This is a genomic window from Opitutus sp. ER46 (assembly GCF_003054705.1).
Classification (GTDB): domain Bacteria; phylum Verrucomicrobiota; class Verrucomicrobiia; order Opitutales; family Opitutaceae; genus ER46.
Genome location: NZ_QAYX01000018.1, coordinates 179,333 through 199,039, shown reverse-complemented (window position 1 = coordinate 199,039; position 19,707 = coordinate 179,333). Strand labels below are relative to the sequence as shown.

The following is a 19,707-nucleotide window of genomic DNA, read 5'->3' as shown; positions in this document are numbered from 1 at the left end:
CGGTATGAAGTCGGACTGGGAAATTTCCGCAACCTGCCGACGGACTTGTTTCCTGGCTTCCGGCGCGATCGGAATCGCGCCAATGTGCGCACCCCATGGCTCCGCGCATCCTTTTCTTCGGCTACAGTGAAGTCGGCTACGAGTGCCTGTCGCTCCTGCTCGAGCGCGGGGACAACGTCGTCGCGCTGATCACGCACGAGGATAACCCGAACGAGAAGATCTGGTTCAAGACACCGGCGCTCGCGGCGCGGGAGAAGGGCATCGCGGTGTACACGCCGGAGAAGGTGAACACGCCCGAGTGGATCGAGCGGATCCGAGAGCTGCAGCCCGATCTGATTCTCTCGGTGTACTACCGGAACATGATCAGTTCGAAGATCCTGGCGCTGCCCCGGCTTGGCGCGTTCAACATGCACGGCTCGCTCCTGCCGCGCTATCGCGGCCGGGCGCCGATCAACTGGGCGGTGCTCCATGGCGAGCCGCGGATCGGGATGACCCTGCATCGCATGGTGAAGTCGGCCGACGCCGGCGCGATCGTGGACCAGGAGGGCGTGGACATCGGGCCGCTCGACACGGCGGAGCAGGCGTTTCGCAAGGTGATGCCCTGCGCGCGACGCGTCCTGGCGCGGCAGATCGATGCGTTGCTGGCAGGAACAGCGAAGGAGACGCCGCAGGACGACACGCAGGCGACGTACTTTGGCGGCCGCAAGCCGGAGGACGGCCGCATCGACTGGCACCAGAGCACGCGGCAGATCTTCAACCTGATCCGCGCCGTGACGGACCCGTATCCCGGGGCGTTCACCGATGTGAATGGCACGCGGCTCATGGTGTGGTGGGCGGAGCCGGAGTCGGCGGCCGCGGCCGGGATGCGGGGCGTGCCGGGCGAGGTGCTGTCGGTTTCGCCGGTGATCGTGGCGACGGGTGACGGCGCGATCGAGCTGACGCGGACGGAGTGGCGCGGCGCGCCGCGGCAGTTGCGCGTGGGCGAGATCTGCGGCGCGAGCTGAGCGGCCGATCGGCGTGCAGGCCGCGCGGCGGACGTTGCGGCTAACGCCAAATGGCAACAAACCGGGCGCGGGGCGCCGCCGATTTCAGCCTTTCAGCCGGGGGGCCTTTCGGTCTTGTTTCAGCCATGGCTCTCAAAGTTCTCATTCTCGGCGCGAACGGGTTCATCGGCAGCTCGCTCACGCATGCCATCCTCAAGCAGAAGGATTGGGAGGTCTATGGCATGGATATCGGCAGCCACAAGCTGGAGGACAGCTTGGGCAACCCGCGCTTCAAGTTCGTCGAGGGCGATGTGACGATCAACCGGGAGTGGATCGAGTACCACGTGAAGAAGTGCGACGCGGTGCTGCCGCTGGTCGCGATCGCGAATCCGATCCAGTACGTGAAGGACCCGCTGCGGGTCTTCGAACTCGATTTCGAGGCGAACCTCGACGTCGTCCGCAAGTGCGTGAAGTACAAGAAGCGGATCATCTTCCCCTCGACGTCCGAAGTGTACGGCATGTGTCCCGACCGCGTGCTCGACGAGACGACGAGCGCGTTGGTCTATGGTCCGATCGAGCGGCAGCGCTGGATCTATGCCTGCTCCAAGCAGCTCCTGGATCGCGTGATCTACGCGTACGGCGTGCGCGACGGCGTCGATTACACCTTGTTCCGTCCGTTCAACTGGATCGGGCCGAAGCTCGACGACGTGCTCGAGCCGAAGGAAGGCAGCTCGCGCCTGTTCACGCAGTTCATCTCGAACGTGATCTTCAAGAAACCGCTGCAGCTGGTGGACGGCGGCCGTCAGACCCGCTCTTTCACCTTCATCGATGATGGCGTGGATGCGCTGCTCCGAATCATCGAGAACAAGGACGGCCGCGCGTCGCGCCAGATCTTCAACCTCGGGAACCCGAAGAACGAGGTGAGCGTCGCGCAGCTGGCGAAGTACATCATCGCGGCCTTCAAGGATTATCCCGAATACGCGGAGCATGCCGCGGCGGCGAAGACGGTGGTCGTGCCCTCGGGCAAGTACTTTGGAAAGTACTATCAGGACATCCAGAAGCGCGTGCCGTCGATTGCCGCGGTGAAGCGGCAGCTCGGCTGGTCGCCGAAGGTGGACCTGAAGACGGCCATCAAGCGCACGCTGGACTTCCACCTCGCGCACAAGGATTACCGCCTGGAGTGAGGAAGCCGGAAGCCGGAAGCCGGAAGCCGGAAGCCGGAAGCCGGAAGCCGGAAGCCGGAAGCCGGAAGCCGGAAGCCGGAAGCCGGAAGCCGGAAGCCGGAAGCGCCGCATATCAGATGTCGGAGTTAAGCCCGAGCTCCTGTTTTGACCGGTGGCCTGTGCCGGCTTCTGGCCTCTGGCTTCTGGCTTCCGATATCGGCTTTCCAGAGGTGGGCTGGTTGTTGTTAGTGTCCGGGTCCCTTGAAGCTCGCGCTCAAAGTCGATGTGGACACGGACCGCGGCACGCGTATCGGCGTGCCGAACATGCTGGTGGACTGCCAGCGGTTTGAGGTGCCGGCGTGTTTTCTGTTCTCGCTGGGGCCGGACCAGACCGGCCGGGCGATCACGCGGGTGTTCCGCCCCGGATTCTTCCAGAAGGTGAGCCGCACCTCGGTGGTGAAGCTGTACGGCGTGCGCACGCTCCTGAATGGCACGCTCCTGCCGGCGCCGCACATCGGCCGCCGCAACACCGACGTGATGCGCCGCGTGCGCGATGCCGGCTTCGAGGTGGGGATCCACTGTCACAATCACTACCGCTGGCAGGACTACGTGCAGAAGATGCCGCTACCGGAGATTCACGAGGAGTTCCTGGCGGCGCGGACGGAGTTCTTCCGCGTGTTTGGGACGCAGGCGCAGACGGCGGGTGCGCCCGGCTGGCAGAGCAACGCGCGCAGCCGTCAGGTGTACGACGACGCGGGGCTGCTCTACGCGAGCGACACGCGCGGGGCGTTTCCCTTTTTCCCGCGCGTGGAAGGGCGCGTGTTCAAGACCCTGGAGATTCCGAGCACGCTGCCGACGTTTGATGAGCTGCTCGGCCGGCCGGAGTACCCGGTGGAGCGGATCGTGCCGCACTACCTCTCGCGGCTGCGGGAGGACACTCTGAACGTGATCACGGTGCACGCGGAGATCGAAGGCATGGGACACCGCGCGCTTTTCCAGCAGCTGCTGAGTGCGTGCCGCGAACGGAAGGTGCAGTTTGTCCGGCTCGATGCCTTTGCGCGGGAGTTGCTGGAGCACCGCGCGGCGATCCCGGTGTGCGACCAGCGCATGGCGGAGATCGACGGGCGCTCCGGGACGGTGGCGGTGCAGGTCAACTGAACCGTCAGCGCTCGACCCGGCGCAGGAGCCAGAAGCCGAAGCCGAGGAAGATCAGGTTCGGCACCCACATCAGGAGGTCGGGCCGGTATTCGGGGTGCCGGTCGAGCCACTTCACCATCGTGATCAGGATGTAGAAGCCAAGGACGAGGAGGACGGCGACGCCGAGATTGGCGGAGGTCTCGCGGCGGGAGACTTTGATCCCGAGCGGGACTGCCACGAAGGCGAAAGCGAACACGGCAAGCGAGAGGTTGGCCTTTTCGCTGACGATCATGGCCAGCTCCATGCTCAGGCGGGCGTGCTCCTTCTCGTGTCCCGGCTCCGGCTTGGTGGCGTCCACCGCGGCCCGCTTCTCCTGCAGTGCTTGGTAGCGCAGCCACTCGGGTTTCACATGGAAAACGCCGTCACCGATGTACCCGCCGAGTGAGAGCCGGATTTCCTCGGCCTTCTCGATCGAGGGCGCCTTGGGTGACTTGCTGAAGTCCTCGGGGTTCTTTTCGTCCCGCTCCTCGACCTTGGCGCGATACAGCGTCGGGATGATGCTGTTGGTGGCGGCATCGTAATCGAGCCGGCCGGATTCCGCCCGAACGATGCGGAAGGCGCGGCCCTGGGCATCGAGTTCCCAGATCCAGATGTCGCGCAGCAGGTCGCCATTGTTGGGCCGGTCGCCGACATAGACGACGACGCCCTTGAAGTCGCGAATGAAGGTCTTGGGAACGATGAAATTGCGGGGGTTCTTCCGCAGCGCTTCAGCAAACTCCTGGTGATACTGCACGCGCGCCCACGGCATGGACTCGAAGTTGACGTGCAGGGCGGCGACGCCGCCGAGCGCGGCGAGGATGAAGACCGGTCGTGCGATCCGCACGATGCTGATGCCGGCGGCGCGCATGGCGGTGACCTCGGTGTCGGCGGAGAGGCGGCCGAGGGTGAGGAGCACGCCGGTGAGGATGCCCATCGGCAGGGCGTAGGAGACGGCGAACGGGAAGAGCAGGAGGATGAGCCGGATCATCATCCCGACGCTGATCTGGCCGGCCAACAGCGGTCCGAGGAGGTCGCGCACGAAGTTGGCCAGCGCGACGACGAAAGCGAACAACCCCACCGCTCCGATGCACGTGAACAGAACGCTTTTGAAGATGTGGCGATCGAGCAGGTTCAAGGGAGACGAGGCGCGAGTTCATCGCAGACGCCTCGGGACGGCACAAGCGCGGAAGCGGGTCGCGGCGGAAGGGGGAAGCGAGGGCGATTTCGGCGGGTCGTCGTGGAACGGAGGAGGGGTGAGACGGAGACGGAGGGCGGACGGATCAAGAAGTGACTGAGGTGGTGGACGGGGAGAAAGAGAAAGAGGACGAGTAAGAGAAAGAAACCTAGAGGCCGAGGGAGAGTTGGTCGGGGGGAGGCGCGGGGGTGAGGCACTCCGGGCCATCGTTGCGGACGCTGCTGACGGCGGGACCGACGGGAGTCGCGGTGAGCCAGGCGTCGGCGGTGGGGGCGAGCAGTTCCTGGGCGGCAGCGGGATCGAGTTCGTCTTCGAGCCAGCGGGAGCACTGGTCAGGGGTGAGCATCACCGGCATGCGGTCGTGAACGCGCGCGAGCACCTGGTTGGGCGTGGTGGTGAGGACGGCGCAGGTCTCGAGCTCGGTGCCGGCGGGCCCGTGCCAGGTGTCCCAGACGCCCGCCAGCCCGAACGGCTGGCCGTCGGCAGGGGCGAAGTACCACGGCTGCTTGTGGCTGCCGAGGTCCTGCCACTCGTAGAAGCCACTCGCCGGCAGGATGCACCGACGGGAGCGCAGGGCGCCGCGGAAACGGGTGAGGAGCGTCTCGGCGCGCACGTTGACGAGCGGTTTGGCGGGGGCGTCGGGCTTGGTCCAGGCGGGGATCAGGCCCCAGCGGACGCCGGCGAGTTCGGCGCGGCCGGGCTCGCGCTTCCGGATCAGCGGCACGAGGGAGGTCGGCGCGATGTTGTAGCGGCTATGGAACTCCTCGAGGCTCCGCAGTCCGAACTGCTTCACCAGCGCCTCGAGGTCTTCGCGCTTGAGAACGTAGCGGCCGCACATGGGGAAATTCGGCGGGCGCGGACGTTCAGGAGCGGGACGGGGAGAACGTGCCTGGCACGCCGCCGTTGCTGGGGGCGGCCGGTGCGGCCGCGGTCGGAGCCTGGAGGATCGGCAGGAGATCGCGGAGGCGGGAGAGCTCGAAGAACCGGCCGGGCGCCTGGGGCAACGCAACGGTGCGCTCGTGCTGCCACAGGAGCGGGTAGGGCACGTGGGCGCCGCTGCCGCCGAGGGCGAGCACGGGGAGGATGTCGGACTTCAGCGAGTTGCCCACCATCAGAAATTCCGCAGGGCGGATGTTGTGACGCTGCAGGACGCGGGCGTAGCTGGCCTCGTCCTTCTCGGACACGATCTCCACGCCCGCAAAAAGCGGGGCGAGGCCGGACTTGGCGAGTTTGCGCTCCTGGTCACGCAGATCGCCCTTCGTGATCAGGATCAGGGCGTGATTGGGGGCGAGTTCGTGCAGCACCTCGCGGGCACCATCGAGGAGTTCGACCGGGTGGCGGAGCATCTCGTGACCGAGTCCGATGAGCGTGCGAATCTCCTCGGCGCTGATCTGGCCGCCGGTGAGTTCGATGGCGGTCTCGATCGCGGAGAGCGTGAACCCCTTCACGCCGTAGCCGTAGAGCTCGAGGTTGCGCATCTCGGTGGCGAAGAGCGTGCGGTCAACCGTGGCGGCGTCGTGGTAGCGGGCGAGGAGTTCGCGGTAGCGGGCGTGGACCCGCTCGAAGATCACCTCGTTGTGCCACAAGGTGTCGTCCGCATCGAAACCGATCACGCGCCAGTTGCTCATGGTGGCGACAAGAAGAACGCAACGCGTGGAGGAGCAAGGGAGGAAAAGGGCCGAGTGAGAGCGAAAGTGAAGGTGAGAGTGGGCCGTTTTCGCTGGCGCGAAAACGGATGCTGGAGCCGGCGGCCGGCGCGTCGCGGCCGCTGGTATTTGTTTGGGCGGGCGAAGAACGCGATGCAGAGGGGACGAGGGCTGCAATTATTAGTGTCCGTAAACGAGGGACTTGCGGGATAATGTCCAGATACTTGAGGATAATGTCCAGATACTGCCGCGGGCGGGTCCGGAGCTTTTGTTTTCGCCGTGGGCGAGAACAAGAGGTGGCGGGTTGCGTGAGGGTGGGCGGCTGCTTGTACTCGCGCTTCTCCGATGCCTTCCAAACCCATTCCCGGCTCGACGGGTGATGTCCTGACCTGCCTGCCCTCGCCTTATTTGCCGCACGCGCCGACGGGACTGCTGTACCTGCCGCGATTTCTCGCGAAGTGCCGGTACGTGAAGGAGCACGGCAAATTGCCGCCGAGTTATGCGAAGAACTACAAGCGGGGGATCGACCGCTTTCTATGCCTGCATCTCGGGATCGATCCGAACGCGGTGGAGAGGATCGTGCATGAGTGCATCGACGCGGGGCTCGATGACGCCGAGCGGGACCGGCGGCTGGCGCAGATCTTTCCAGCGGACGTGAGGGCGGCGCACTGGAATCGCGAGTTGGTGCAGAAGGGCATGACGCCGGCGGGGCGCGAGTTCCTGCGCGATGCGTTGACGGCGATGGGCTGCGCGGACCGCGTCGACGACATCAAGAGCGTGCCCGACCTGATCGATTTCGACGAAGGCCGGATCGAGTAGCGAACCGGAGCCCGGCTCGCGTCGCGCGCAGCGTGTCAGATCCCGCGGAATCCCGTGGAGTTGGCACGACATTGCACGGGACGGGCATGAATTCCGGTTTCTGTCTTTGCAGATACCGGACGGATGTCTATTTTCCGCCTCCCCATGGTGAAAGGCCAGAAAGTCGTCTGCATCAATGACACCTTCACACCGGCAATTCGCGCGCTCTACAAGCAGCTGCCGGTGAAGGACAACATCTACACGGTGCGCGAGGTCTTCCTGGGCCGGGAGAAGATCGTGAAAGGCGGGGATTCGGCGACCGTGGGTTTGCTCCTGGAGGAGCTGAAGAACCCCCCGGATCCGTTCCACCAGGGCGAGCAGGAGCTGGGCTTTTCGTCGGAGCGTTTTGCGCCGTTGAACGAGCTGCCGGACGAGGAAGTCGAGGCCGAGGAAGTGGTTGGAGTCGGCGCCTGGGCGCCGGTCTGAGCGCCGCGGCCGCAATGTTCGGTCGAGCGCGGCATCCCGTGTCGCGAGCGCGAGCGTGAGCGCGCTACCGCGTAAACCAGTGCCAGCCGTGCAGGATGGCCTCGGTGAACGTGGTCCCGAGCAGGGCGAAGAACGCCAGCGTGACCAGGAAGGCGACGTGGCCAACCAGGAGGACAATGCCGTCGCGCTCGAGCCAGCCCGCGGCGAGCAGCAGAATCGTCCAGCCGGGGATCATGTTGGTAAGCGGGACGAAGATCGGCACGGACAGCAGCAGGCTCGTGATCGTGATTGCGCCGAAGTGCATGGCGCGGAGGGACGCGGAGGAGGTCCACGCCGGCCAGCGCGGGTGGAGCAGGCGTTCCAGACGACGTACGATTCGGGCGGTGACGGGGATGAGCTTCGTGAAGAAACCGGCGGGTAGTTGCCAGTCGAGGACGCGGCGTGGCAACCACGGGAGTTTCCCGAACGCCATCTGCGCGGCGAGGATGGCAATGATGAGCCCGAGCGGGGTGGACGAGCCGGGAATCGACACCGGCGCGATGAACGGCAGGGCGAAGACGATGAGCAGGAGCGTGTAGGCGCGGCCCTCCAGGCGTTCGATGACCTCGCGGAGCGTGGCGTGGCGATCGGCAAACGAGACGCGCAGCTCCTCGAGCTGTTCGGAGAGCGGTCGCGGGCGGGGAGACGGGAGCGCGAGGTTCACGTGCCGCGCTTGTTGCCGTAGAGCTCCAGATGAAGCCGGTGGGCATAGCGGTATCCGCGCTCCTTGCACAGCTGGGCGAGCCAGGGCGCGCGGGTGCGGATCCGCTCGAGTGTCGTGCCCTCGGGCATCAGCAGGACCTTGTGCGGCGGAATCTCGCGCTGCAGGGCGGCGAGCATGTGCTCCAGCTCCTCGACGTCCTCGGGGCGGGCGACGACGAACTTGAACTGGTACGGGTAGGCGTCGATCCAGGCGCGGACGACGTCCGGTTGCCAGCGGGTGGCCTCATGGCGGCGGCGCCAGGTTGTGTGTTCGAGGGCGTCGGGGGCGGAGTTCAGCAGCTTGGGCGAAAGCGAGGCGAGGTCGCAGGCGATGCCCGTGGGGGCGACGGTGGCGGCGGTCTCGATGGTAATATGCCGGCCGAGCGCCTTCAGGGCGGTGGCGAGCTCACGGATATCCTTGGCGATCATCGGCTCTCCGCCCGTGAGCACGACATGGTGGGCCGTGCGATACTGTTCCACCGCCGCGATGATCTGCGGGACGCCGAGGTTCTTTCCTTCCGGGTTCCAGGAGGCGTACGGCGTGTCGCACCAGGCACAGCGCAGGTTGCAGCCGCTGGTGCGGACGAAAACCGACGGCACGCCGGTCAGCTCGCCCTCGCCCTGGAGGGAATGGAATATCTCCGCGATCAGCATTTGGGAGGGACCGCTAATCATGCGATTTCCGTCGAAACACAAGCCGCCCGGGGCAAGGTGGCGTGGCCCGGCGAGGCCGCGGCGTCGCGCCGGTCAGCGGGCGGGCGCGGCGGCGTAAGTCGTCGGATCAGGCAGGCCCGCGACGGCGAACGCCTCGCGGCGCTCCACGCAGGTCCCGCAGACGCCGCAATGGAGCTCGCCGCCCTTGTAGCAGGACCAGGTGCGCGCGAAATCGACGCCGAGCCGCGCGCCCTCCCGCGCGATCCCGCCCTTGTCGAGCGCGATGAACGGGCGCAGCAACTGGATGCCCGCGTAGGTGCCGAGCCGCATGGCGTCGCCCATGGCGCGCATGAAGTCCTCGCGGCAATCAGGATAGATCGTGTGGTCGCCGGTGTGCGCGGCGATGACGAGGCCCTCGGCGCCGACGCTCTCGGCGAACCCGCAGGCGATGGAGAGCATGATCGCGTTTCGAAACGGCACGACGGTGCGCTTCATGTTCGCCGCGGCATAGTGGCCCTCCGGCACGTCGCCCCCGCTGCGCAGCAGGTCGGAGGCGAAGAGGCGGTCGACGAAATCGAGGCGGATCACCTCGTGACGCACGCCGAGGTGGGCCGCGTGCTCGGCGGCGAACGGGATCTCGCGGTGGTTGTGCTTCGAGCCATAGTCGAAGCTCAACGCGGCGACGACCTCGTGCGCCGCATGGGCGGCATGGAGCGCGGTGACGGAATCCATTCCGCCGGAGCAAAGGACGATGACTTTCACGCGGTGCAGCGTACGGGCCGACGTCCTGGTAACAAGTGGCAACAACGGCGCCGCCGGCGAAGCGCGCCGGACGGCGTGTGGCGGCTTGGTTTTTCTCCGCAGGTGCGTTTGTTTGTTCCCGCATCATGCTCATTCTCCACGATCCGCGCTGCGCCGAGTACGGTCCTGACCTGCAGGACGAGCGGCCGGCGCGCGCGACCCGGACGGCCGCGCTGCTGCACGAGCGTCACCCGGACTGGACGTGGCGGGCGCCGGCGCTCGAAGTGCCCGACAGCACGCTGCTGCTGGCGCACACGGCCTCGCACCTGCGGCGCCTCGATCACCCGGAGGATTTTGACCACGAGACGCCCTACCTGCCGGGCATTGGCGAACACGCGCGCCGCTCGGTCAGTGGCGCGCTCGAGGCGACGGCGCACGCGCTGGAGCACGGGACGCCGGTGTTCTCGCTGATGCGCCCCCCGGGGCACCATGCGACGGCGATGGAGGCGATGGGGTACTGCTATCTCAACACCGCGGCGATCGCGGCGCTGCACGCCGTGCGCGTGGGCGGACTCAAGCGCGTGGCCGTGTGGGACTTCGACGCACATCACGGCAACGGCACCGAGTTCATCCTCCATGCGCAGGCCGCGCACGACACCTTCTTCTTCGCGTCGGTGCATCAATACCCCGGATACCCGGGCACGGGCACGCAGGACCACGGGCCAAGCATTCGCAACTGGCCGGTGGCGCCGCGTTCGCCGCGGGCCAATCACATGCAGATGCTGCGCGCCTCGCTCGACGCCGTGCTCAGCTTTGCGCCGGACCTGATCGTGATTTCCGCCGGCTTCGACGCCTTCAAGGGCGATCCGGTGGCGGAGCTTTCGCTCGAGGTGGAGGACTTTGCGGAACTCGGACGGTGGGTCGCCGCGGTGCGGCATCCGACGGCGGCCATTCTGGAGGGTGGCTACAGCGAGCAGTTACCTTTGTTGGTTGATGCCTTCCTCTCCGCGTGGCAGAACGCGGCCCGTTCTGCATGATTTCGCGCTTTCTTCCGACGCAACTCCGGCGTTTGCTGGGTGTGAAAGTGACCACGCGTCCGCCGCCATACCTGCTCCTCGACCAGCCTGGATCGCTGACCCCGATCCTGCGCGCGCTGGAACGAGTCGACGAGGTGGCCCTCGATACCGAGGCGGACAACATGTATCACTACCGCACGCGGGTTTGCCTGCTGCAGTTTTTGATCGATGGCGAAGTGTTCCTCGTGGACGTCCTCGCCCCCGGCCTGGTGCTCGACCCCCTGTGGAAGGCGCTGGCGCCGAAGCACCTGGTCATGCACGGCAGCGATTTCGACCTGCGGCTGCTGTATGATCTCTGTGGATTCCAGCCGCACAGCCTGTTCGACACGATGCTGGCCGCGCAACTGCTCGGCCTGCAGCGGATCGGGTTGGCGTCGCTGCTGGACCAGCACTTTGGCGTCGCGCTCGACAAGGAAGGCCAGAAGGCGAACTGGTCGAAGCGGCCCATCACGCCGAAGCTGCTCAATTACGCCTCCCTCGACGTCTGGCACCTGCCGGCGCTGCGCGACATCCTGACGCGCGATCTCAAGCGCCTTGGCCGCTTGTCGTGGCTCGAGCAACAGTGCCGCGCCCAGATTGCGGCGGGCGCCGAGGGTTTTGCCCCGCCCACCGACAATGACTGGCGGATCGGCCGCAGCGAGCGGCTGCGCGGCCCGGGCCTCAGCGTGCTGCACGCGGTGTGGCACTGGCGCGAGGCGCAGGCGCAGCGGCTCGACACGCCGCCCTTCAAGGTTTGCGGCAACGCGATGCTGCTGAAGATCGCCGAGGCGGCGGAGTCCGGCGACGGCGCCGAGACGATCCTGAACTCGGTGCACCTCGGCAAGCGCCACGACCGCATCTTTCCCTCGCTGGCGCAGGCGGTGCGCACCGGCCTGGCACGCGACCCGAAGACGCTCCCGCGTCGGCCGGGTCGGGACCCGCACCACGTGGCTCTCACGCAGGCGGAAATCGAACTGCAGGAACGCGTGCGGACGGACCGGGACCGGGTGGCCAAGAAGCTCTCGATCGAGCCGACGTTGATCGCCAACCGCTCCCAGCTCGCGCAGATCGCGCGCGCTCCGCGGCAGATCAACCAGCTGCTCCTGCCCTGGCAGGCGGAACTGCTCGTGCACGAGCCGGCGCTCACCAAGGCCTTCGCCTCCGCGAAGGCCTGAGTTTGGCGCGGTATGCCGGGTGCGCCCGCCAACGCTTCGGCCAACGCCAACATTGCGCGTTACCTGACGCGCATGGCGGCGGCCCAGCCGGACCGCGTGGCGCTGAAGATTCCCCGCGGGCGCCGCGGGGGCGAGATCGACTACCTGAGCCTGACCTTCGCCGAACTCGAGGCGGAGGTCGCGGCCTGGTCGCACCGGCTGACGGTGGCTGGCGTGCGTCGCGGTGATCGCACGCTCGTGATGGTGCGGCAGGGACTGCCGCTGATCGCTTCGGTGTTCGCGGTGTTTCAGCTCGGCGCCGTGCCGGTGATCATCGATCCCGGCATGGGAATGAAGAGCTTCCTGGCCTGCGTGCGGCATTCGCGGCCCCGCGTGCTGCTCGGCATCCCGCTGGCGCAGCTAATCAGCCGCGTGTTCCGGCCCTCGTTCGCCTCGGTGGGGGTGCGCGTGACGGCGAGCGGGGCACTGACGGCGCGGCTGACCCGTCCCGCAGCGGGGCCCGCCGGGGCGCGCGCGGACGTGGCACGTTGCGTGGCGACCGCGCCCGACGACCTGGCGGCGGTCCTGTTCACCTCGGGGTCGACGGGGGCGCCGAAGGGCGTGTGCTACCAGCACGGGATGTTCGAGGCGCAGGTGCGGCTGATCCGGGAGACGTATGGTATTCAGCCGGGGGAGACGGATCTGCCGCTGCTGCCGGTTTTCGCGTTGTTCAATCCGGCGCTGGGCATGACGACGGTGGTGCCCGAGATCGATCCGCGGCACCCGGCGCAGGTGGATCCGGCGAAGATCGTACAGGCGATCCAGCAGGAGCAGGTGACCAATTCCTTCGGTTCGCCGACGCTCTGGCGGAAGATCAGCGAACACTGCGTCGCGCACCGGATCACGCTGCCCTCGTTGCGCCGCGTGTTGTGCGCCGGCGCGCCGGTGCCGGCGGCGCTGTGGCGGAACGCGGCGGCGTTCCTCCCGCGCGGCCAGTTGCACAGCCCGTATGGCGCGACCGAGGCGCTGCCGGTGGCGACCGTGGCGGCGGAGGAGATTGATCCGGCGTCGGTGTGCGGGGCGTGTGTCGGCCGCCCGGTGCGGGAGATCGACGTGAAGATCATTGCGACCACCGACGGCCCGATCGCGCAGCTGGCGGACGCGCGGGAGCTGCCGGCGGGCGAGATCGGCGAGATCATCGTGCGCGGGCCGGTCGTGACGCAGAGCTATGACGAGCGTCCGGATGCGACCGCGGCGGCGAAGATTGCGCCGGCTCCGGGCACGGGGGCCGCGCGATGGCACCGGATGGGCGACTGCGGCTATCTGGATGGGGAAGGCCGACTCTGGTTCAGCGGGCGCAAGGTCGAGCGCGTGGAGACGCCGCGGGGGACGTTCTTCACCGAGCCCTGCGAGCAGGTATTCCGGGCGCATCCGCGCGTGCGGCGCTGCGCGTTGATCGGGATCGAGGCCGGCGGCGTGCGGCAGCCGGCGATCGTGGTCGAGGCGACGGTCCGCGATTCAGCCGAGGCGCGGCACTTCGCGCGCGAGTTGAAGACGCTGGGCCTGGCGCACGCGCACACCGAGCCGATCCGCGTGTTTTATTTCCATCCGAAGTTTCCGGTCGACGTGCGGCACAACGCGAAGATCCACCGCCTCACGCTGGCGCGCTGGGCGGCGACGGCGAAGGGCTTCGATATCGAGCCGAAGCGGTAGCCGGCTGCCGGGCGAAGGCCGGCAGCCGGCTAAGCAAAATGGCTGCGCCATTTTGGGGAAAAGGCAGGAACGTGCTTCTTCAGTGCATCGATGGGCATGCTGCGATTTCTTGAGCACGCCGACTGCGCGTAACTTTGACTTTTCCTTTTTGGGCGGCGGCGGGCAGGCTGCGCGGCCTTGGGGTCTGAACCTTCCAGTCTGGCTTCCGCCGGTCCGCGCGGCCCTGTGCTGGTCACGGGCGGCACGGGCTTTCTCGGTCGCCGGCTGGTCGATCGGCTGCTGGCGGACGGCCGGCAAGTGACGGTGCTGGCGCGCACGCCCTCGCCGGAGCTGCTCGCGCGCGGCGTGGCGTTTGCCCGCGCCTCGCTGGACGACGCGGCGACGGTGGCCGCGGCCTGCGCCGGGGTGGAGACCGTGTTTCATGTCGCCGCGAAGGTCGGGGTGTGGGGGCGGTACGAGGAGTTTTACCGTACGAACGTGCTGGGGACGCGGGCGCTGCTGGCGGCATGTCACCAGCACGGCGTGAAGCGGTTCGTTTACACGAGCACGCCGAGTGTCGTGTACAACGGCCGCGATCTGGCGGGCGCGGACGAGTCGCTGCCGCTGACGACGGAGTGTCCGAGTGCGTACCCGCTGACGAAGGCGCTGGCGGAGCGTGAGGTGCGGGAGGCGCATGGCGAACGGTTGCGCACGGTGGCGCTGCGGCCGCACCTGATCTGGGGCGTCGGCGATCCGCATCTCGTGCCGCGCGTCCTGGCGCGGGCGCGGGCGGGCCGCCTGCGCATTGTGGGCCGGGGGGACAACCAGGTGGACATGGTGCACGTGGAGAACGCGGTGGACGCGCAGCTTTGCGCCGAGCGGACGCTCGCGGCGTCGCCGGGCGGTGGGGCCGCAGGCGGGCGCGCGTTTTTCATCACCAATGGCGAGCCGGTGGCGCTGTGGGCGTGGATCAACGATATACTGCAGGCACTGGGCGAGCGACCGGTGACGCGGCGGATTCCGTTGCCCGCGGCGCAAGCGGTGGGCGCGGCGTGCGAACTCGTGTGGCGGACGCTCCGCCTGCGAGGCGAGCCGCCGATGACGCGCTTCGTCGCGGCGGAACTGGCCAAGGATCACTGGTTCGACATTTCGGCGGCGCGGCGGGATCTGGGGTATGTGCCGCGCATCAGCATGGCCGAGGGCACGGCCGAACTCGTGGCGGCATTGCGCCACGCGGCCCCGTCGGCCTGAAGCGCAGTGACGGGGCCGAGACCGGACTACCGGGCGGCCCGCTGGCGGACGGCTTCGAAGAGCGTGATGATCGTCGCCATGGCGACGTTCAGCGAGTCGGCCTGGCCGGCCATGGGGATGCGCACGGGGAAATCGGAGTTCTTCAGCCAGAACTCGCTGAGCCCGTACTGCTCGCTCCCCATGATGACGGCCATCGGGCCGCGCAGGTCGGTATCGGAGTAGGGAGCGGTGGCCGAAGGCGTTGTCGCGACGGTCTTCACGCCCTTCTCGCGGAGCCACTGGAGGACGTTGGCGCTCTCCTCCACGACGAGTGGGACGGAAAACAGGACGCCGGTGGAGGCGCGGACGACGTTCGGATTGAAGATGTCGGTGACCGGATCGCAGACGATCACCGCGTGGCAGCCGGCGGCGTCCGCGCTACGCAGGATGGTACCGAGGTTGCCAGGCTTCTCGATCGCTTCGACGACGAGGAGGAAGGGCTCGGGTGGCAGGACCAGGTCGGAGAGCGCGCGGCGCCACTGGGGGGCGACGGCGAGGAGGCCGTCGGGGCGCTCGCGGTAGGCGACCTTGGCGAAGGCGTCCTTGGAAAGTTCGAACAACCGGGCGCCGGCGGCTTCGGCCTCGGCGATCAGTGCGGGCTCGTTTTCGCCGAGGAACCAGTCGGGCGCGAAGTAGAGCTCCTGCAGGGCGACCTTCTTCTCCAAGGCGCGGCGCACCTCCCGGTAGCCCTCGACGAGGAACACGCCGGCCTCATCGCGCGGCCGGCGGTCGCGCAGCTTGACGAGCTGCTTCACGCGCGGGTTCTGGAGACTGGTGATGCGTTCGGGAGGCAAGGCGGGAAGAAAGGGTGAGTGAGGGTGAAAGTGAGAGTGAGGGTGGGGACGGAGACGGCGGGATCGGAAGTGAAAAGGGAAAGGGGGGAGGATGGCGAGGCGGGAGGGAGGGGTGTCTCTCGAACGGACGAAAACGGCCCTTCACTTTCCGGGGAGGTTCATGTTCCGTGGCGCCGTGGGAAGAAAGAAGCCGTTCAACGACCATCCGTTTGCGTATCACCAGGAGATCGAACTGGAGATCACGACGTTGACCAACCTCGGGCTGGGGCTGGGTCGCGTGGAGATCGCGCCGCGGGCTCCCGCGGTCGGGGCGATGGCGGCGACGACGACGGACGTTGCGGCGGAGGCGAAGGGCCCCTCCGGCTGGGTCGTGATGGTGCCGTTCACCTTGCCGGGCGAACGCGTGCGCGCGCGGGTATTCCGGAACCACAAGAATTACTCGGAAGCCGATTTGGTGAACGTGCTGGTGCCGTCGCCGGAGCGCGTGCAGCCCCGGTGTCCGCTATTTGGCCGGTGCGGGGGTTGCCAGTACCAGCACCTGAGCTACGTCGCGCAGTTGCAGTGGAAGCAGCGTCAGGTGGCGGAGCTGCTGTTGCACATGGCGGACACGAGCTTCCCGGTGTCGCCGGTGGTTTCCTCGCCGCGCGAGTACGGCTACCGTTCGAAGATCACGCCGCATTTTGCGGCGCCGCGGCGGCCCGCGCCGGCGGCGCATCGCGAGGATTTTGGCGTGACGGCGGCGGACGACGATGCGGGCAGCGAGCCTCTGGTGGCGGCGCCGCAGGGGGCGGCGGCGACCGGATCGGCGGAGGGCGTGAAGCCCTTTCCGATCGGCTTCCTGCGACAGGGCACCCGGTTTGACATCGTGGACGTGCCGCATTGCCCGATCGCGACGGACGCGATCAATGCCCGGCTGGGGGCGGTGCGGGCGGCGGTGCACGGCAAGGCGGCGAGTTACACGCGCGGGGCGACGCTGTTGCTGCGCGAGGCGAGCGGCGAGGTGACGACGGATTACGATGCGGTGATCACCGAGACCATTGACCGCGGCGGGTCGGAGGCCCCGATCCGGCTGCACTTCCTGGCGCGCGACTTCTTCCAAAACAACCCGTTCATCCTGCCGGCGTTCACGGGGTACGTGCGTACGCAGGCGGCGCAGAGCGGGGCGCGCTTCCTGGTGGACGCGTATTGCGGCAGCGGCCTGTTCGCGCTGACGGCAGCTTCGGCGTTCGAGCGCGTGGCCGGCGTGGAGATCAGCGAAAGCAGCGTGCGCTTTGCCAAGGAGAACGCGGCGGCGAACGGAATCACCAACGCCAGCTTCCTCGCGGCCGACGCGGCCGGCATCTTTGCCGGGCTCGAGTTTCCGGCGGCGGATACGGCGGTGATCATCGATCCCCCGCGGAAAGGCTCCGACGAGGCGTTTCTCAAGCAGCTGTTCGCGTTCGGTCCCCGCGCGGTGGTCTACGTTTCCTGCGACCCCGCGACGCAGATGCGTGACCTGCGGCACTTCCTGGCGGCCGGCTACCGGCTGACGGCGGCGCAGCCCTTCGATCTCTTTCCGCAGACCCGCCACCTTGAGTGCGTGCTCACGCTGGTGAAGGGCTGACGGGGAATGACGGTCTGGCTGGACCTGTGAGTCGGCTGACGGCGTCCGCGGTTAGGACTGGAAATACCCGCGATAGAAACTGGTGAAGGACGGCGGACTGTTCTCGTGCGCGATCGCGGCACGCAGGTATTCGCCGGCCACCCGGTTGTTGATCTGGTGGGCGAGGCTGAGAACCTGCTCGAAATCGGTCGTCCGCTCCGCGGCGGTGCCGAGCCGTTGCTGGCACGCCCTGAGTTCGGTGCGGAGGGTCTGAAGGCAGGTATCCATCGGGTACTAAGACGTTTGAAGCGGGCGAACGGAACGGCCGAAGTTCGTGCGCGGCAATGAAAAACGAGGCTTGAGCCCGGCCGTCGGAAGGTACGAAGTCGCCAGGCGGCCCCATTTTTCGCGCCCCACCGGGGCCGGTCGGCGCCGACCCCGCCAAGACGGCCGCCAGGCGGCGGGCTGGTTATCTATTCAGCATAAGAATGTTAGGTGGCTTGCCCTCCGACCTCGCCCGGACTTTGCTCGCGCAAGAAACACGGCTTTCCGCCGCTGTGCCCCTTGCTTCTATGTTTTACCGCCTCTTGCTGATTTTCATGCCCGCCTCCACCCCCCGCTCCTGGTTCATTCTGATTCTGCTCGCCGTGACCGCCGTCAGTGTGTCGGCGCAGGACCTCGTGCTCGGCACGTACAACCTGCGCAACGACAACGCGGGTGATGTCCAGCGCGGCAACGGTTGGAAAGAGCGCGTACCGTTCGTGGCCGGACTGATCCGCTTTCACGGCTTCGATGTGCTCGGGACCCAGGAAGCGCTCTATCACCAGCTCGAGGACGTGGCGCGGCTGGTCGAGGGGTACGCATGGGTGGGCGTGGGCCGGGATGACGGGGCGCGCGCAGGCGAGTTCGCCGCGATCTTCTATCGGACTGAGGCGGTGGCGGTGCGGGCCTCGGGTACGTTCTGGTTCTCGCCGACGAAGACGGTGCCGTCGAAAGGCTGGGACTCGAACTACCGTCGGATCTGCACCTGGGCGAAGCTCGAGCAACGGGCGACCGGGTTCGTGTTCTTCGTCTTCAACGTCCATTTCGATCACAAGGGCCATGAAGCACGGCGGAACAGTGCACGCATGCTGCTCGAGGAGGCGAAGGCGATCGCGGGGGACGCCCCGGTCGTGCTGATGGGCGACTTCAACTCGGATCAGAAGACCGAGTACTACCAGACACTGGCGGGGGCGGGTTGGGTGAAGGACGCGCGCGAACTCTCGCCGGTCCGCTATGAGCCCAACGGCACGTTCAACAACTTCCTGCCGGACGCGTGGACGCCGGCGCGGATCGACCACATCTTCCTGAGCCGCGCCTTTGCGGTGAAGCGTTACGGTGTTCTGACCGACAGCTATCGCGCGCGGCTCCCGGCAGAGTCGAACGCTGGTGGCAAGGACCAGCCGGACGAACTGAATCTCGAACGGGCGGTGGCCCGCATGCCCTCGGATCACTTTCCGGTGTTGGTGGAGACGACGAAGGCCGGGGGCGTGGGAGCTCCGGCGCGCTAAGCTGTCGGTATGGCGGCAGGTGCCTCGCCGTGGCGCTATTCGTCGTTCCGGGCGAGCCGGGCAATCGCGGCCGCGTCCACCTGCGGCCGGCTGGTGGGGCGCAGTGCCGGGATCACCCGGCTGCGCAGGTGCGCGTACGCGCTGAGGTCGAAAGCCTCGGCGGCCGCAGAGAGTGCCCGCTCCGCCAGCGTCCACTCCGGCGTGGCGTCGAGACCGCGGGCGAGCCGCACCATGGCGCAAGCCTCATCCAGGAGGTCGATGGCCTTGTCGGGCAGCCGGCGCGTGCGATCGCGGGCAACGGCATGATCGATGGCGGCGTGGAGGGCATCCTCGGTGATCTCGACGCCGTGATGTCCCTCGTAGCGCGCGCGGAGCCCGCGGAGGATCTGCAAGGTCTGAGCGGGGCTGGCTTCGGCGACGGTGACGGGTTGGAAACGCCGTTCCAGGGCGGGATCGAGGGCGACGAGCTGCTGCCACTCGTCGGGCGTGGAGGCGCCGATGCAGGGCAACTCGCCGCGGGCGAGAAGGGGCTTCAGGAGGTTGCCGGCGTCGAGTCCGCCCTCGCTGCGGCCGGCGCGGCCGAGCAGGTGGAGCTCGTCGACAAACAGCAGCCGGCGGGAGCCGGGGCGACGCAACTCGGCGATGAGCTGCTGCAGCCGCTGTTCGAAGTCGCCGCGGTAGCTCGTGCCGGCGAGCACGCTGCCGAGATTCAGGGCGTACACCGTCACCTCGGCGAGGTGGGACGGGGGCGCGACGCTGACGATGCGCTGGGCGAGGCCCTCGACGATCGCGGTCTTGCCGACGCCCGGTTCACCGAGCAGGACCGGGTTGTTCTTGGTCTTGCGGGCGAGGATGCGCAGGAGCCGCTCGATCTCGCGATCGCGGCCGAGCACGGGATCGAGCAGGCCGGCGCGGGCGCGAGCGGTGAGATCGATCGCGAAGTCGTGGAGCCGGAAGGTCATTCGGCCGCAACGGCGGACCGGCGCTGTCGGATCGCGGCCGCCGGG

General features: G+C 67.6%; 20 protein-coding genes. 11 read left to right on the top strand and 9 right to left on the bottom strand.

Annotation, left to right across the window (positions count from 1 at the left end):
* The first annotated feature begins 95 nt into the window (after nucleotides 1-95).
* The 3 genes from DB354_RS04345 (at nucleotide 96) to DB354_RS04330 (ending at nucleotide 3,304) form a co-directional block, all read left to right on the top strand.
* Complete coding sequence (locus tag DB354_RS04345; protein ID WP_107834211.1) at nucleotides 96-1,004, top strand: formyltransferase; 909 nt, start codon at nucleotides 96-98, stop codon at nucleotides 1,002-1,004.
* 125 nt (nucleotides 1,005-1,129) lie between these two features.
* Entirely contained in the window at nucleotides 1,130-2,167 is a 1,038-nt protein-coding gene (locus tag DB354_RS04340) for a bifunctional UDP-4-keto-pentose/UDP-xylose synthase (RefSeq protein WP_107834210.1), read from the top strand.
* A gap of 240 nt (nucleotides 2,168-2,407) precedes the next feature.
* Complete coding sequence (locus DB354_RS04330) at nucleotides 2,408-3,304, top strand: polysaccharide deacetylase family protein (RefSeq protein ID WP_233256554.1); 897 nt, start codon at nucleotides 2,408-2,410, stop codon at nucleotides 3,302-3,304.
* 4 nt (nucleotides 3,305-3,308) lie between these two features.
* Here DB354_RS04330 and DB354_RS04325 read toward each other — a convergent pair whose 3' ends face one another.
* From DB354_RS04325 to DB354_RS04315, 3 genes are all read right to left on the bottom strand, one after another.
* Entirely contained in the window at nucleotides 3,309-4,457 is a 1,149-nt protein-coding gene (locus tag DB354_RS04325) for an LptF/LptG family permease (RefSeq protein WP_107834209.1), read from the bottom strand.
* A gap of 208 nt (nucleotides 4,458-4,665) precedes the next feature.
* The gene (locus DB354_RS04320; RefSeq protein WP_107834208.1) at nucleotides 4,666-5,355 is read right to left on the bottom strand and encodes an SOS response-associated peptidase; all 690 of its coding nucleotides are present in this window, start codon (nucleotides 5,353-5,355) and stop codon (nucleotides 4,666-4,668) included.
* Between the two features lie 25 nt (nucleotides 5,356-5,380).
* Nucleotides 5,381-6,145: an HAD family hydrolase gene (locus tag DB354_RS04315; RefSeq protein ID WP_107834207.1), complete on the bottom strand. Its 765-nt coding sequence runs from the start codon at nucleotides 6,143-6,145 to the stop codon at nucleotides 5,381-5,383.
* Nucleotides 6,146-6,508: 363 nt separating this feature from the next.
* On the opposite strand from DB354_RS04315, the gene DB354_RS04310 reads away from it, so the two are divergent.
* The gene (locus DB354_RS04310; RefSeq protein ID WP_107834206.1) at nucleotides 6,509-6,982 is read left to right on the top strand and encodes a DUF5069 domain-containing protein; all 474 of its coding nucleotides are present in this window, start codon (nucleotides 6,509-6,511) and stop codon (nucleotides 6,980-6,982) included.
* Between the two features lie 144 nt (nucleotides 6,983-7,126).
* Nucleotides 7,127-7,447 carry a hypothetical protein gene (locus tag DB354_RS04305; RefSeq protein WP_107834205.1) on the top strand — a complete coding sequence of 107 codons (321 nt, stop codon included), beginning with the start codon at nucleotides 7,127-7,129 and terminating at the stop codon, nucleotides 7,445-7,447.
* A gap of 64 nt (nucleotides 7,448-7,511) precedes the next feature.
* Here DB354_RS04305 and DB354_RS04300 read toward each other — a convergent pair whose 3' ends face one another.
* From DB354_RS04300 to queC, 3 genes are all read right to left on the bottom strand, one after another.
* The gene (locus tag DB354_RS04300) at nucleotides 7,512-8,150 is read right to left on the bottom strand and encodes an exopolysaccharide biosynthesis protein (RefSeq protein ID WP_158277364.1); all 639 of its coding nucleotides are present in this window, start codon (nucleotides 8,148-8,150) and stop codon (nucleotides 7,512-7,514) included.
* Entirely contained in the window at nucleotides 8,147-8,863 is a 717-nt protein-coding gene (locus DB354_RS04295; protein ID WP_233256553.1) for a 7-carboxy-7-deazaguanine synthase QueE, read from the bottom strand. Before DB354_RS04295 ends, DB354_RS04300 begins: the two co-directional genes overlap by 4 nt.
* A 72-nt stretch (nucleotides 8,864-8,935) precedes the next feature.
* Nucleotides 8,936-9,613: a 7-cyano-7-deazaguanine synthase QueC gene (queC, locus tag DB354_RS04290; RefSeq protein ID WP_107834360.1), complete on the bottom strand. Its 678-nt coding sequence runs from the start codon at nucleotides 9,611-9,613 to the stop codon at nucleotides 8,936-8,938.
* Nucleotides 9,614-9,729: 116 nt separating this feature from the next.
* Here queC and DB354_RS04285 point away from each other — a divergent pair, with 116 nt between their 5' ends.
* From DB354_RS04285 to DB354_RS04270, 4 genes are all read left to right on the top strand, one after another.
* Entirely contained in the window at nucleotides 9,730-10,620 is an 891-nt protein-coding gene (locus DB354_RS04285) for a histone deacetylase (protein ID WP_233256551.1), read from the top strand.
* Nucleotides 10,617-11,813 carry a ribonuclease D gene (locus DB354_RS04280; RefSeq protein WP_233256550.1) on the top strand — a complete coding sequence of 399 codons (1,197 nt, stop codon included), beginning with the start codon at nucleotides 10,617-10,619 and terminating at the stop codon, nucleotides 11,811-11,813. Before DB354_RS04285 ends, DB354_RS04280 begins: the two co-directional genes overlap by 4 nt.
* A gap of 12 nt (nucleotides 11,814-11,825) precedes the next feature.
* On the top strand, nucleotides 11,826-13,505 hold the full coding sequence (locus DB354_RS04275) for a fatty acid CoA ligase family protein (RefSeq protein WP_107834202.1): 1,680 nt from the start codon (nucleotides 11,826-11,828) through the stop codon (nucleotides 13,503-13,505).
* Nucleotides 13,506-13,730: 225 nt separating this feature from the next.
* On the top strand, nucleotides 13,731-14,735 hold the full coding sequence (locus DB354_RS04270) for an NAD-dependent epimerase/dehydratase family protein (RefSeq protein WP_233256549.1): 1,005 nt from the start codon (nucleotides 13,731-13,733) through the stop codon (nucleotides 14,733-14,735).
* 26 nt (nucleotides 14,736-14,761) lie between these two features.
* On the opposite strand, the gene DB354_RS04265 is transcribed toward DB354_RS04270, so the two are convergent.
* The gene (locus tag DB354_RS04265) at nucleotides 14,762-15,568 is read right to left on the bottom strand and encodes an RNA methyltransferase (RefSeq protein ID WP_107834200.1); all 807 of its coding nucleotides are present in this window, start codon (nucleotides 15,566-15,568) and stop codon (nucleotides 14,762-14,764) included.
* A gap of 160 nt (nucleotides 15,569-15,728) precedes the next feature.
* Between DB354_RS04265 and DB354_RS04260 the strand changes: the two genes are divergently transcribed.
* Entirely contained in the window at nucleotides 15,729-17,171 is a 1,443-nt protein-coding gene (locus tag DB354_RS04260) for a class I SAM-dependent RNA methyltransferase (protein ID WP_107834199.1), read from the top strand.
* A gap of 51 nt (nucleotides 17,172-17,222) precedes the next feature.
* Here DB354_RS04260 and DB354_RS04255 read toward each other — a convergent pair whose 3' ends face one another.
* Nucleotides 17,223-17,438, bottom strand: a complete 216-nt coding sequence (locus tag DB354_RS04255; RefSeq protein WP_107834198.1) for a hypothetical protein — start codon at nucleotides 17,436-17,438, stop codon at nucleotides 17,223-17,225.
* A gap of 284 nt (nucleotides 17,439-17,722) precedes the next feature.
* On the opposite strand from DB354_RS04255, the gene DB354_RS04250 reads away from it, so the two are divergent.
* Entirely contained in the window at nucleotides 17,723-18,700 is a 978-nt protein-coding gene (locus tag DB354_RS04250; protein WP_233256548.1) for an endonuclease/exonuclease/phosphatase family protein, read from the top strand.
* Between the two features lie 35 nt (nucleotides 18,701-18,735).
* Here DB354_RS04250 and DB354_RS04245 read toward each other — a convergent pair whose 3' ends face one another.
* Entirely contained in the window at nucleotides 18,736-19,662 is a 927-nt protein-coding gene (locus tag DB354_RS04245; RefSeq protein ID WP_107834197.1) for an AAA family ATPase, read from the bottom strand.
* Nucleotides 19,663-19,707 lie beyond the last annotated feature (45 nt).

What these genes read in the sequence shown, in the direction of transcription:
- DB354_RS04345 (WP_107834211.1), top strand. Translation starts at nt 96, where the DNA reads ATGGCTCCGCGCATCCTTTTCTTCGGCTACAGTGAAGTCGGCTACGAG.
- DB354_RS04340 (WP_107834210.1), top strand. Translation starts at nt 1,130, where the DNA reads ATGGCTCTCAAAGTTCTCATTCTCGGCGCGAACGGGTTCATCGGCAGC.
- DB354_RS04320 (WP_107834208.1), bottom strand. Translation starts at nt 5,355, where the DNA reads ATGTGCGGCCGCTACGTTCTCAAGCGCGAAGACCTCGAGGCGCTGGTG.
- DB354_RS04315 (WP_107834207.1), bottom strand. Translation starts at nt 6,145, where the DNA reads ATGAGCAACTGGCGCGTGATCGGTTTCGATGCGGACGACACCTTGTGG.
- DB354_RS04310 (WP_107834206.1), top strand. Translation starts at nt 6,509, where the DNA reads ATGCCTTCCAAACCCATTCCCGGCTCGACGGGTGATGTCCTGACCTGC.
- DB354_RS04305 (WP_107834205.1), top strand. Translation starts at nt 7,127, where the DNA reads ATGGTGAAAGGCCAGAAAGTCGTCTGCATCAATGACACCTTCACACCG.
- DB354_RS04295 (WP_233256553.1), bottom strand. Translation starts at nt 8,863, where the DNA reads ATGATTAGCGGTCCCTCCCAAATGCTGATCGCGGAGATATTCCATTCC.
- DB354_RS04285 (WP_233256551.1), top strand. Translation starts at nt 9,730, where the DNA reads ATGCTCATTCTCCACGATCCGCGCTGCGCCGAGTACGGTCCTGACCTG.
- DB354_RS04280 (WP_233256550.1), top strand. Translation starts at nt 10,617, where the DNA reads ATGATTTCGCGCTTTCTTCCGACGCAACTCCGGCGTTTGCTGGGTGTG.
- DB354_RS04275 (WP_107834202.1), top strand. Translation starts at nt 11,826, where the DNA reads ATGCCGGGTGCGCCCGCCAACGCTTCGGCCAACGCCAACATTGCGCGT.
- DB354_RS04260 (WP_107834199.1), top strand. Translation starts at nt 15,729, where the DNA reads ATGTTCCGTGGCGCCGTGGGAAGAAAGAAGCCGTTCAACGACCATCCG.
- DB354_RS04255 (WP_107834198.1), bottom strand. Translation starts at nt 17,438, where the DNA reads ATGGATACCTGCCTTCAGACCCTCCGCACCGAACTCAGGGCGTGCCAG.
- DB354_RS04250 (WP_233256548.1), top strand. Translation starts at nt 17,723, where the DNA reads ATGTTTTACCGCCTCTTGCTGATTTTCATGCCCGCCTCCACCCCCCGC.
- DB354_RS04245 (WP_107834197.1), bottom strand. Translation starts at nt 19,662, where the DNA reads ATGACCTTCCGGCTCCACGACTTCGCGATCGATCTCACCGCTCGCGCC.